13 protein-coding genes and 1 tRNA gene are annotated in these 12,041 nt (G+C 58.1%); 11 read left to right on the top strand and 3 right to left on the bottom strand.

Going from position 1 to position 12,041, the window contains the following annotated elements:
- Positions 1-152 precede the first annotated feature (152 nt).
- Both ACI3KW_RS05710 and ACI3KW_RS05705 read left to right on the top strand, forming a co-directional pair.
- Positions 153-407 (top strand): hypothetical protein, encoded by a 255-nt coding sequence (locus ACI3KW_RS05710; RefSeq protein ID WP_404847284.1) that lies wholly within the window; start codon positions 153-155, stop codon positions 405-407.
- Between the two features lie 466 nt (positions 408-873).
- On the top strand, positions 874-1,323 hold the full coding sequence (locus tag ACI3KW_RS05705; RefSeq protein ID WP_404847283.1) for a hypothetical protein: 450 nt from the start codon (positions 874-876) through the stop codon (positions 1,321-1,323).
- 114 nt (positions 1,324-1,437) lie between these two features.
- On the opposite strand, the gene ACI3KW_RS05700 is transcribed toward ACI3KW_RS05705, so the two are convergent.
- Positions 1,438-2,505 (bottom strand): DUF2806 domain-containing protein, encoded by a 1,068-nt coding sequence (locus ACI3KW_RS05700; RefSeq protein ID WP_404847282.1) that lies wholly within the window; start codon positions 2,503-2,505, stop codon positions 1,438-1,440.
- 371 nt (positions 2,506-2,876) lie between these two features.
- Here ACI3KW_RS05700 and ACI3KW_RS05695 point away from each other — a divergent pair, with 371 nt between their 5' ends.
- From ACI3KW_RS05695 to ACI3KW_RS05685, 3 genes are read left to right on the top strand one after another with little or no spacing between them, the layout of a single operon-like run.
- Entirely contained in the window at positions 2,877-3,176 is a 300-nt protein-coding gene (locus ACI3KW_RS05695) for a hypothetical protein (protein WP_404847281.1), read from the top strand.
- Positions 3,173-3,433, top strand: a complete 261-nt coding sequence (locus ACI3KW_RS05690; RefSeq protein ID WP_404847280.1) for a hypothetical protein — start codon at positions 3,173-3,175, stop codon at positions 3,431-3,433. Before ACI3KW_RS05695 ends, ACI3KW_RS05690 begins: the two co-directional genes overlap by 4 nt.
- An 11-nt stretch (positions 3,434-3,444) precedes the next feature.
- Positions 3,445-4,485, top strand: coding sequence for a tyrosine-type recombinase/integrase (locus tag ACI3KW_RS05685; protein ID WP_404847279.1), 1,041 nt, complete (start codon positions 3,445-3,447; stop codon positions 4,483-4,485).
- 60 nt (positions 4,486-4,545) lie between these two features.
- Here the strand turns inward: ACI3KW_RS05685 and ACI3KW_RS05680 are convergent.
- Together ACI3KW_RS05680 and ACI3KW_RS05675 are read right to left on the bottom strand one after the other, a co-directional pair.
- Positions 4,546-4,621 (bottom strand) — tRNA-Ile (locus ACI3KW_RS05680).
- A gap of 32 nt (positions 4,622-4,653) precedes the next feature.
- A complete protein-coding gene (locus tag ACI3KW_RS05675) occupies positions 4,654-5,691 on the bottom strand; it encodes a LacI family DNA-binding transcriptional regulator (protein ID WP_404847278.1) in 1,038 nt (345 codons plus the stop codon).
- Positions 5,692-5,839: 148 nt separating this feature from the next.
- Between ACI3KW_RS05675 and ACI3KW_RS05670 the strand changes: the two genes are divergently transcribed.
- From ACI3KW_RS05670 to ACI3KW_RS05645, 6 genes are all read left to right on the top strand, one after another.
- Positions 5,840-6,889 carry a Gfo/Idh/MocA family protein gene (locus ACI3KW_RS05670; RefSeq protein WP_404847277.1) on the top strand — a complete coding sequence of 350 codons (1,050 nt, stop codon included), beginning with the start codon at positions 5,840-5,842 and terminating at the stop codon, positions 6,887-6,889.
- 11 nt (positions 6,890-6,900) lie between these two features.
- Positions 6,901-7,803, top strand: coding sequence for a sugar phosphate isomerase/epimerase family protein (locus ACI3KW_RS05665; RefSeq protein WP_404847276.1), 903 nt, complete (start codon positions 6,901-6,903; stop codon positions 7,801-7,803).
- Between the two features lie 71 nt (positions 7,804-7,874).
- Positions 7,875-9,101: an ABC transporter substrate-binding protein gene (locus ACI3KW_RS05660; RefSeq protein WP_404847275.1), complete on the top strand. Its 1,227-nt coding sequence runs from the start codon at positions 7,875-7,877 to the stop codon at positions 9,099-9,101.
- Positions 9,102-9,162: 61 nt separating this feature from the next.
- Positions 9,163-10,065, top strand: coding sequence for a carbohydrate ABC transporter permease (locus ACI3KW_RS05655; protein WP_404847274.1), 903 nt, complete (start codon positions 9,163-9,165; stop codon positions 10,063-10,065).
- A complete protein-coding gene (locus ACI3KW_RS05650) occupies positions 10,062-10,889 on the top strand; it encodes a carbohydrate ABC transporter permease (protein WP_262166652.1) in 828 nt (275 codons plus the stop codon). The genes ACI3KW_RS05655 and ACI3KW_RS05650 overlap by 4 nt, the downstream gene beginning before the upstream one ends.
- The gene (locus ACI3KW_RS05645) at positions 10,886-11,959 is read left to right on the top strand and encodes a sn-glycerol-3-phosphate ABC transporter ATP-binding protein UgpC (protein ID WP_113121859.1); all 1,074 of its coding nucleotides are present in this window, start codon (positions 10,886-10,888) and stop codon (positions 11,957-11,959) included. Before ACI3KW_RS05650 ends, ACI3KW_RS05645 begins: the two co-directional genes overlap by 4 nt.
- Positions 11,960-12,041 lie beyond the last annotated feature (82 nt).

Here is a 12,041-nt window from a genome sequence, read left to right as displayed (position 1 = left end):
CCAGCTTCCCTTTTGTACTCTATCTATATTTAGGGGGGACAGGAGGGACACAGACAAAAAAGCCCGCAAATCCTGAAGTTTTCGTGTCCCTTGGGCGGGGACAAACGAGAGGGACAGGCGGGACAGAATAATAATCACAAAGGATATTTAAAATGGAAATCAAAGAATTTTTTGAATCAGCGAGCGAAGTCTTTCGTCCGCTGCCAAACAACCCTGAATTGGAAATCTCCAACTTCTTGCGCATCCGCTATGCAGACGGCTCTGGCTGGTATGGCAGGGTTATTTATCAGGCCGATTTGCTAGGCCTAGTTGAGGGCCATACGCCTGTTGAACTGAAAGGCGTGATCCAGCGCACCAATAATCCGGGCGTACTGTGGGCGGATCGCCGCCGCGCAGAAGCGGCGTGACCCATGACGCCAGAAATCTATCAATTCATTGCCTCCCCGATTGGCGAGTGGATGGAAATTCCTGGCACTTGGCTAGAGGCCAATGCAGGGGGCCAAGTCCGAGATCAACGCACCGGCAAATGGTTTGGCGACGTGAGGTATAAAGACCATTTGCCCTACCTTTTGGCTGGCCTATTGCCTGTCTGGAACCCGCATGTGGTCCGCGCCACTACGGAACCGGCCACATATTTCTTTCGTCGCTCGATAGGTGACGAAAACCCTGACAGAGAGCGGGCCGACTTGGCAGACCGAGACGACCCATACAGGCCGGTCAAGTCACGCAAGCCGGTCAAGCAGACTCGACCCTACAGATACAAAATAGCTGTCCAGCTCGGACCCGATTTATTTGAGAATTACACATTGGAGAAAATTAATGCATAGAAAGTCAGGCCCGAAAAGTAAGGCCGAGATAGAAATGTCAGCCCTAATGGCTGATGACGTAACAGCCCGCCTCAAGGATTTGAGTGATTATATCCACGTTGATATTCCGCTCGAACTAACGAGTGAGCGGGAAAAGAGCCTCTACCGGACTTTTTATCTCGACAACCCAAGCGCCCACGCCATGACAAAAACGGTAGAGCCACTTTTGGTAAATTTTGTCAGGGAGAAGCTGAACAGCGACTATCTCAGCGAGCGCATTGAAGAGCTAAAACTTGACCCCAGCAAGTCGGGCGAGCTTTTGAAGTTCATGAGGGCGCAAGCGACCAGCACCTCGACAATGACGACCCTACTGGTGAAGCTAAAGGCCACTCCCAGCGCCACGGTCGGATACAGGGGCGGGCAAAAGACGGTTGAAACCAAGGAAAAGCCTTGGGAATTCGGGATGACACCCGAGGAGATCGCGGAGAGCCGCAGGAAAATGGCAGGTTCGCACTAGGTTTTTGCTCCAAAAACCGAGCATTTTTTCCTCAAAAAGTCACCGGGACTCAAAGTTGTGGGACCCCCGCCGGTCCATCATGACGGCAAAATTAGATCCCCTAAGCCCCCCGACTTAATGAGAAGGCTGGTCGCCAACTTCGCTTAATTCATCGGGTACTGGGTCATGCTGATGCCATTGCGTGCCAGATTGAATCCATAGCTTCGCGTTTGGCACTTTGACCCTTAGCGCGGCGAGATAACGCTTGGCGTTGTCAACCGGCGGTAGGATACTAGTAATCGCTTCTCCAGCGCTTGTGAGGAGATACGAGGGTAGCCCCGGGCGACCATCGTTCGAGTTGATTGGTTCCTGTGCTCCAGAAGCCACAGAGTAAGAGCCTGATCGCGGAACCGTAATCGTTCCGGTGTCTGTCTGAAAAACCCACACCTCAGTGGATTCTCGCTGACCGGTAGTGTTCTCCGATCCTTCGGCGAACATCCGGAACTGATACGCACCTCCTGATCCAGGGTCGTGCAAAAGCCCCGCGTCGATCAGATCAATCTGATCGGTATAGTTGAGTTCGCCTGACAAACACCGAGGTACACAGTCGCTGTGGAGCCTATCGCCCGCTAAGCGTTCAAACACCGCAGGCAAGCGATCATCAAGTTCATCGATAATTCGGAGAACTTTTAGAGAAAAAGTACCGGGCTGTCTGATTTCTGCCGCGAGTACGCGGCCCCACCTTTCCCTCACTTCGTCCGTGGTAGCTCCCGCAGCATATTGCTCTAGCCTATCGGCGATCTCAGGGGTCATCGTCTCGTCCCCTGCGACGGATTGCGTTTCAGTAGGAGGATTCAAACGCAAATCCTCTGCCGCTTTCTCAAAAACAGCGCTCGTATTTTCGATTTTTCGCGTCCAACCCTGCGGAGCGATTGCCTCGATGACTGCGTCTACGGCGTCTGGGTTTGATTTAAGCTGGGCAATGGCCTGTGCTCCAACTTCTTTAAATGCCTCTTGCTCAAGTGATCCAAGGAGCCGTTCCCGCGCTGCTGCTCGGTTGTTTTTGGCAATAGAAATGGCCATTGCTGAGCCAAACCACCGATGAAAGACAGATAGTGCACGCGACTTAGCTTTGCCGGTTACCGAATTTGGGGTGACTTCAATTCCAAAGGAAACTTCGTCATCAGGTCCGCATTTGGTCATGATACCCCTCTTTCTGAACGGCAGTCTAAGTGATCTGCACTTATCTCAACAGCATTTGCAGCTACTACCCACAATATTTAGCAGTGAATAATAGCTTGCCAACTGTCAGCGGTTGCCAATCCACCATGCGACACAATTTCTTCGCGCCTAAAGGTTCGTCGCAACCCCGGAGCCGAAATTCGTCCAACAGGCTCAATCACTTGCTGGCAATAAATTGAAAATATCAGTATTAAATTCTAATAATGACTCCTATTGCGGAATCAGATTCTATCTGATAGGGTTATTTCATCCTCCGGCAGAATTTGTTTGAGGCAGCCCGGCCAAACAGAAATGGAGAGCCGATTTGAAAACTTAGAATGGATGGAACTGAAATGAATATTGAGAATGATAGCCCACGTCATATCGATGGGGAGATGACTCCACCTCCCTTTCAAGCTGGTGACGATATGGACGGCCAGATCGTCCAGAGCACAGAATGTCTGGCTGACGGTGTTTGGTTTTTTGGCATCGAGGACCAAGGCTTTATCTGGATTTCACCAGAGAGTGTGGCGAAGATTCCAGAACGTTGGCGGTCTGGTAGTCCATATGTCCAGACGTTTAGTTCGGTGCAAGATGGCTGGATAGATTGGTATTTGCCCAAGCCTCGCCGTCGCCGGAAGGCGGTCGCATGATGGCGCTCGCAAAGGCGGAAGTCGCGGCTCGCTTCCCGATGCGACGGGCACTTAATCAGGCGGAAGCGGCCATTTATTTGGGCATGGGTGCTAGCAAATTTGCGACCATGGTCAAGGCAGAAGTAATGCCGCGACCACGCATAGTGGTTGGATCAAAGCTTTGGGACATTGAAGAGCTAGACGCGGCTTTTTGGGAATTGCCTCGCGAGGGCGAGACGGGACAAGGCCAGAAGAAAACTGGCTGGACCGTGAACTAGGGATGGAAAGAATGGCTAAGATCGACCTGCCTTACCTCAAGTCCTACAAGGTCGCCGGGCGCACATATTATTACTTTAATCGGCGCGGCTTTCCCGCAGCGAAGCTGCCCGGTGATCCTTTGTCCCCTGCATGGCTGGCGGCATACAACGCTGCCAAGGATGCTTCCAACAAAGGCACCAGCCAGCCGGTTAGAGGCAAGGTGGTCGAGGGCAGCTTTGCCGACCTGATCGCCCGCTATTACGCCAGCCCCAAATTTCTTAATCTCTCCAAGCTCACACAGCAGGGCTATCGAAACGAGATTGAGAAACTGCGGAAGGCACACGGTCATGAGTCCGTGGTCGATCTCGATTGGGAAACTGTTGAGGCATTAATGGCCAAAAAGGCTGACACGCCCGGTGCGGCAAACAAGCTGCTGCGCACCGTCCGTATGCTGATGAAATATGCAGTAAAATGTAAAATGCGGGACTTCGACCCTACGGCGGGAGTCGACAAGCTGAAAGTTCCCGGCGACGGCTTCATAGCGTGGACTGACGACGACATTGCAAAGTTTGAGGCGGCTTTCCCCATCGGATCGAAACCGCGTCTGGCAATGGCCCTAGCGCTTTATACGGGTCAGCGCCGCAGCGACGTGATCCTGATGAGCCGGAAGCATATCGTTCGTAATGGAACGGCTATCGAGCTTGTGCAGGAAAAAACCGGCACTTCTCTAGAAGTGCCAATTCATCCCGACTTGGCCGAAATCCTTTCTCACGTCACCCATGATATTCCGGCCTTTATCGTAACGGATAAGGGCAAGGCTTACTCTCGCGCAGGCTTTGGCAATTGGTTCGGTGACATGTGCCGTCGGGCCGGTTTGCCGAAGGGCTACAACGCTCACGGACTCCGCAAGGCGGCAGCTCGGCGGCTGGCAGAGGCTGGATGTACGGCGAATGAAATTATGTCGATCACCGGACACAAAGATATTTCAGAAGTCGAGCGATACACCCGGTCGGCGGCGCAAATTAAGATGGCAGCTTCCGGTATGGCCAAGCTTGGTTCTGCAAAAAGATAATCAATGTGTTTCTAAGCGGCCCAGAAATGGGCTTCTAAGCCATTGATTCATAAAGGGTGGTGGTGGGCCCACCAGGACTCGAACCTGGAACCAGACCGTTATGAGCGGTCGGCTCTAACCATTGAGCTATAGGCCCTTGGCAGCCTCATAGCAGGGTCGTGGCGCGTGTCAAAGGGGGAGGGCGTTGTCGCTGTCGCCTTCGATCAATTCCATGGGCAGAACCTTGCGGACGACGCCCAGCGGATATTGGGCGGCATAGGCGGGCATGGTGGCAAGCAGGGCTTCGGCCAGGCTAATGCCCAGCTCGCGCAGCGAGAGGCGGAAACAGGTGAGCTTGGGCGTGAGGTAATGGGCGTGCGGGCTGTCGCGGCCGATGACGGCGATGTCGCGCCCGGGTGTCAGGCCCGCCTCGTGCAGCCCGCCATAAAGGCCGACGGAGAGCTTCTCATTGATCAGCACAAAGCCGGTGGGGCGTTTGTCTGTCGGCATGGCGGCGATGGCGCGGGCAATCTGGTGGCCGCCGCGCTCATTGGGATGGGTGCGGAAGACCAGGTCGGGGTCGAATGCGACGCCGTGGCGCTCCAGCGTCTTGCGATAATTGTCGACAAAGACGAAGCCCAGATTGGTATCGTCTATCGGGGCAAAGACGCCGATGCGGCGATGGCCCTTGGCGACGAGGCGATTGACGCCGGTTTCGGCCATGCCTTCGAAATCGAGATCGAGCCAGGGCTGGCCCGCATCGGTCAGGCTGCGACCGAGGGCGACGAAGGGAATGCCGTTTTCGGCCAGATAATCGATGCGGTGATCCTGCCGCTTGGTGGCCGAGATGATCAGGGCATCGGCAAAGCCGCGGGCGACAACGCGCTGCAGATAGGCGTCGGGGTCTTCCTCGGATGAGCAGAGCAGGGCGACCAGATCGAGCTGATGGCGCGCAAAGACGGTTTGCACGCCATCAAAGACGCTCATGAAGAACACATCGCCCTCGCCGGTGATCTGCGAACCAGTCTGCATCATGAAGCCGACGACGCCGGTGGAGCCCTTGCGCAGGGCGCGGCCGGCCTGGTTGGGGACATAGCCAAGCTCGGCCGCGGCCTCAAATACGCGCTTGCGGGTGGCTTCGTTGACATCGGGCTTGCCATTGAGGGCGCGCGATACAGTGCCGATCGACACGTTGAGGTGCTCGGCCAAACGCTTGATACCGATCATTTTTCTGGCAGCTCCCCCCGGTGGCAGGAGACCGGTTTTGCACGGCTCCCTTCAACCCCTATTGACATGGAATAGCCGGTTTATATAGCCTCGTAAACGTTTACGGAATTGGCTTGCGGAGGAGGAACCCCCGGGCCATGGTTTCCGTATGGAGGATATCAGTTTGACGAAAACAGCCGTTCTGGCCGGGTGCGGAGCTATGTCCAAGGGATGGCTGAAAGCCATTCTGGAAGCGCCGGAGGTGGCGGGCCGGGTCGAGGTCGTCGGCCTGGTCGATCTGGACCCGGCGGTGGCGCAGGCGCGGGCCGATGAATTCGGGTTGAGTGGCGCTGTGATCGGCACCGACCTCGATGCCATGCTGGCCAAGGTCAAGCCGGATCTGCTGTTTGACGTGGTGGTGCCGGTGGCGCGCCATGATGTGGTGGCGACGGGCCTCAAGCACGGCTGTCACGTGTTGAGCGAGAAGCCGATGGCGACGTCGCTGGCGGCGGGGCAGGACCTGATCGCGAAGGCGAAAACTGCCGGGCGGGTGCATGCAGTGGTGCAGAACCGGCGGTTTATTTCGGGCGTGCGGCGCATCCGCCGGCTGATCGAGAGCGGTGCGCTGGGGGAATTGACGGCGCTGCATTGCGATTTCTTCATCGGCGCGCATTTTGGCGGTTTCCGCGAGCAGATGGAAAATGTGCTGCTGCTGGATATGGCGATCCACACGCTGGATGCAGCCCGGTTCATGGCCGGCAAGGTGCCGCTGGCGGTCTATTGCCTCGAAAACAACCCGCGCGGCTCCTGGTACAGCCATGGCGCAGCGGCCAATGCGATCTTTGAATTTTCCGACGATGTGGTGTTCACCTATCGCGGGAGTTGGGCGGCCGAGGGCGCCAATACCAGCTGGGAAAGTGCGTGGCGCTTTGTCGGCACCAAGGGCACGCTGTTGTGGGACGGCGAAGACAGCTTCGAGGCCAAGGTGGTGGCGGGGGACAGCGGGTTCCTGCGCGATCTGAAGTCCATCGACGTGCCGGAGCTGGCTGACGCTGCCCAGACGCATGGCCATGCCAGCGTCATTGCCGAATTCCTGGCCGCCATCGACGAAAACCGCCAGCCGGAAACCGCCGGCAACGACAATATCAAAAGCCTTGCCATGGTCTTTGCGGCGATCGAGAGCGCCAAGACCAAGCAGCGCGTCACCATTGCAGTTTAGGAACAGAGCACGTGAGCGATCCAGCCAAGACCATCCGTATCGGCACCATGATCCAGGGCACGGCCGGCAAGGCCGCCGAGAACATTGCGGCCATTGCCGATCTGGGATTCGAAAGTTTCGAGCCGTTTTTCTGGCAGACCACCAATGGGCAGAACCTGGCCGAGCTGGGCAAGCGAAGCCTCGACGCCATCGGCAATCGCGACATCACCATTTCCACTATCGGCATGTTCGGCAATCCGCTGGAAGACCAGGAAATGGATCGCCAGACCCTGCAGGGCTGGAAGGATTGCATCGACAATGCGCACCATTTCGGCGCGACGACGGTTGCGGGCTTCACCGGCCGCATTCGCAACAAGCCGCTGACGGATAGCCTGCCGCGCTACAAGGAAGTCTGGTCGGAGCTGGCCAAGCGGGCGGCGGACAAGGGCGTCAAAATCGCGTTTGAAAACTGCGCCATGGACGGCAATTGGGCCAGTGGCGACTGGAACATCGCGCATAATCCCGATGCCTGGGAGCTGATGTTCAACGAGACACCGGACGACAATATCGGGCTCGAATGGGAGCCCTGCCATCAGCTGGTCTATCTGATTGATCCGATCCCGCAGATCCGCAAATGGGCGCACAAATTCTTCCATGTGCATGGCAAGGACGCGACCATCCGCTGGGAAGTGATCAAGGAGCACGGCATTTTCGGCAAGGAAAAGTTCGTGTTCATGCGCACGCCGGGCTTTGGCGATACCAATTGGACCGACGTGATCTCCGAGCTGCGGCTCGCCGGCTATGAAGGCTCGATCGATATCGAGGGCTGGCATGATCCAGTCTATCGCGATGCGCTGGAAATGACCGGGCAGGTGCGCGGGCTCAACTATCTCAAGAATTGCCGTGGTGGCGAATTCGTCGCCATGGCCAGCTAGATTGCCGGGCGGGGCTGGAGGGCCCCGCTTGGCTTTGGAAGCGGCACATGCCGCCAAAGGGAGGAAGACAAATGAAGCTGACTAAACTCGGCCTTGCGGCCGGTATTGCATTGGGCGCGCTGATGGCGGCGGGACCCGCCATGGCGCAGGTAACGCTCAAGATCTGGTCGATCGACGGGGTGGATCGCGTGGGCATTGCCGACACGTTTTCCAAGGAATTCGACGAGCAGAATGAAGACATCGTGGTGGAATACCGCGCCATTCCGTTCGATGACCTGGTGAACGAGACGCTGCGCGCCTTCGCCACCGGCAATGCGCCTGACATCGTCTCGTTCGACAATCCCGATTTCGCGATGTTCTCCTCGCGCGGGGCCATGCTCGACATTACCGACCGCATCGCGGCTTCGACCGTGATCAAGGCCGACAATTATTTCGCCGGTCCGCTGAACTCGGTGAGCTGGGAAGGCAAGTATTTCGGCATTCCGAAATATACCGACACGATCGGCGTGTTCTATAACAAGGACCTGTTTGCCAAGGCCGGCATAACCGAGCCACCGACGACCTGGGAACAGCTGGCCGAATATGCCGAAAAGCTGACCGATCCGGCCAATAACGTCTATGGCGTGACCTTCTCGGCGCGTGCCGGCGAAGAGGGCACGTTCCAGTTCCTGCCGCTGATCCAGATGTCGGGCGGCAGCTATACCGATGTGAACACGGACGGCGCGATTGGTGCGCTCGAATTGTGGAAGAAGATCATCGACAATGGCTGGGCTTCCAAGGACGTGCTGAGCCTGGGCCAGTGGGATTCCACCGGTACCTTCAATTCGGGCAATGCCGCCATGGCCATTTCCGGCCCATGGGAAGTGGACCGCATGGTCGAGGACGCCAAGTTCGATTGGGGCGTGGCGCTGCTGCCGACCCTGACCGAGGGTGGCGATCGTTCCTCGGCCCTGGGCGGGTTCGATTGGGGCATCATGTCCACCACCAAGCATCCGGACGAAGCGTTCCGGGCGCTGGAATATTTCGCCAGCCAGGACAACCGGATCTTTGCCGAATTCGGCAGCATTCCGGCGCGCAGCGACATTCCGCTGCCGGCATCGGGCAATGCGCTCAAGGATGCCGCACTCAAGGTGTTCCAGGAACAGCTGAAATATGCCCAGCCGCGTGGTCCGCACCCGGAATGGCAGAAAATCTCCAAGGCCATCTATGACGCCATGCAGGCGGCCCTGACCGGCCAAATGTCGGCCAAGGATGCGCTCGATCAGGCTGAAGCCACGATCAAGGGCATTGTCGGCTGAGGCATGACCTCCCGCCCGGCCGGAGCGATCCGGCCGGGATTTTTGTATAAGGGACGGCCGGATGACGAAGTTTTTCAATAGTTTGCGGGATGGGGTCGGGTTTGACCTGATCCTGGTGGGGGCGGCGATGCTGTTCCTGCTGGCGCTGGCCGGCCTGCCGCTGGTCTATAATGTGCTGATGAGTTTCCAGCAGGTGGATATGTTCACCCTGGGTCAGCTGATCCGCCCCTTTGCCGGCATTGCCAATTACGTGGCGGTGGTGCAGCAGCCCGAATTCTGGATGGTGACCCGCAATACGCTGGTCTTTGTCGTTGGCTCGATGACCGGGCAATTCGTGCTGGGTTTTGCGCTGGCGGTGTTCTTCGCGCAGAAGTTTCCGGGGGCGGCAACCATTCGGGGGCTGTTCCTCGTGTCCTGGGTGATGCCGGGGCTGGTGGTGGGCGCGATCTGGAGCTGGATTCTGGCCGGCGATTTTGGCGTGCTTAATTCCGTGCTGCGTGGCCTGGGCGTCATCCAGTCCAATATTTTCTGGAAATCGGATCCGAGTTTTTCCATCTGGGCGGTGATCATCGCCAATATCTGGTTGGGCCTGGCCTTCAACATGCTGCTGCTCTCGGTGGGACTGGCCGCCATTCCGCGCGATCTCTATGAGGCCGCCGAGCTTGACGGCGCCAATGCCTGGCAGCGGTTCTGGACCATTACCCTGCCCATGATGCGCTCGACGATCGGGGCGGTGCTGTCGCTGGGGCTGATCGGCACGTTGCAGCAATTCGATCTGTTCCCCGCGCTCACCGAGGGTGGCCCGGCCAATACCTCGAACGTTGCGGGATACTGGTCCTGGCAGCTGAGTTTCCAGCTTTATGATTTTGCCAAGGGCGCCACGGTTTCGGTGATGATGTTCGTGCTCGTGCTGTTTGCCTCGATCCTTTATGTGCGCTCGACCCGGCATGAGGTGCGCGGATGACCCGGACTTATACGCCCTGGGCATTGCTCGCCATCGCGCTGGCATTGGCCGCAGTCTATCTGTTTCCGCTCTATTGGATGTATGTGACCAGCCTCAAATCGGGCTCGGAAATCTTCGCCAATCCGCCGACCTTCTGGCCGCTCGCGCCCAACCCGGATATCTATCCGCAGGTCTGGGCGCGGCGCACCATGTCCACCTTCCTGTGGAACTCGGTGGTGATCGCCTCGGGCGTTACCGCGATCACGGTGATCCTGGGCACGGGCTGCGCCTATGTGCTGGCGCGCTATCGCAGCGCCTGGATCGATCTGGGGCTGTTCGCCATTCTGATGCTGCAGGTGTTGCCGGCATCGGTGATGATCACGCCGCTGTTTGTGGGGTTCAACCAGATCGGGCTGCTGAACTATCCACGGACCGCGGTGGTGTTGGCGGCTGCCGCCAAGGCCATGCCGTTCTTCGTCGTGCTGGTGCGGGCCACGTTCATGAGCGTGCCGCGCGAGCTGGAAGAGGCGGCGCTTGTGGATGGCAATTCGCGGGTGGGGGCGTTTTTCTTCATCGTGCTGCCGCTGGCGCGCAATGGCATTCTGGTCTGCGCCATTCTCACCTTCATGAGCTCGTTTGGCGAATATATCTATTCCAAGTCGATCATCCAGAGCCCCAATCTGCAACCGGCCAGCGTTGGCCTCTCCGGGTTCCTGGGACCCAATTCGTCGGACTGGAACGGCATCATGGCCTATTCGGCCATTTATGTGACCCCGATCCTCCTCGTCTTCGTCATCCTGCAGCGCCGGATTGTCTCCGGCCTTACCTCGGGAGCTCTCAAATGAGTGCAGAGCCGCAAATCGAACTCGTCGGCATCAACAAGCATTATGGCAGCTTCCATGCGCTCAAGAATGTCGACCTGACCATTCCCAAGGGGGCGTTCGTGGCGCTGGTGGGGCCGTCGGGCTGTGGCAAATCCACCTTGCTGCGCTCGCTGGCGGGGCTGGAAACCATCTCGGGCGGCACGATGAAAATCGCCGGGGAGCAGATGAATGGCGTGCCACCGCGCAAGCGCGACGTGGCCATGGTGTTCCAGAGCTATGCGCTTTATCCGCATATGACGGTGGAGCAGAACCTGACCTATTCGCTGCGGCTCAAGCGGGTGCCCAAGGCCGAGGCAGCGCGGGCGGCGCGTGAAGTGGCGGAGACGACGGGGCTGACGCCGCTACTGGCGCGCTATCCGCGCGAATTGTCGGGCGGGCAGCGGCAGCGTGTGGCGATGGGAAGGGCGATCATTCGCAATCCCAAGGCGTTTTTGTTCGACGAACCGCTGTCCAATCTCGATGCGGCGTTGCGGGTGCATATGCGCAAGGAAATCCGCGCGCTGCATGACCGGCTGGGCGCCACTTCGGTTTATGTGACGCATGACCAGATCGAGGCCATGACTATGGCCGACCATGTGGTGGTGATGCGCGATGGGGTGATCGAGCAGCAGGGTTCGCCGCTGGAGCTTTATGACACGCCGGCGAGCAAATTCGTGGCGGGCTTTATCGGCTCGCCCGCGATGAATTTCGTGCCTGGGAAAGTGAGCGCGGATGGGCAATCGGTGCAGCCGGATTTGCCGGGCGCTGGCTCGGTTGCGCTGGGCCGTTCGGTGGGGGCAGGGCGCTCGGTGCTGATCGGGCTGCGGCCGGAGCATTTGCAGGTGGGCGGGAATGGTCCGGCCGTGTTGCGGCTGCCGGTTTCTGCGGTGGAATCGACCGGGTCGATGACCTATCTGACGCTGGGCGATGATCCGGAGATCATGGTGGTCGATACCGGGCGCACCAGCGTGAGGGCCGGCGATACGATCTCGGTCAGCATCGAGCCGGGCAATGTGCATCTGTTCGATCCGGCTACGGAGAAGGCGATTTAGGAGCGACAGCCCAAACAAACTGGGTGTCATTCCCGCGAAGCGGGAACGTCCGTTGCATGTTAGAGAAGAAAACAGAGGTTCC

This window comes from Devosia sp. ZW T5_3 (assembly GCF_044987315.1).
Classification (GTDB): Bacteria; Pseudomonadota; Alphaproteobacteria; order Rhizobiales; family Devosiaceae; genus Devosia.
Note: the sequence above shows the minus strand (reverse complement) of the source record. Positions and strands in the feature narration are given on the sequence as shown.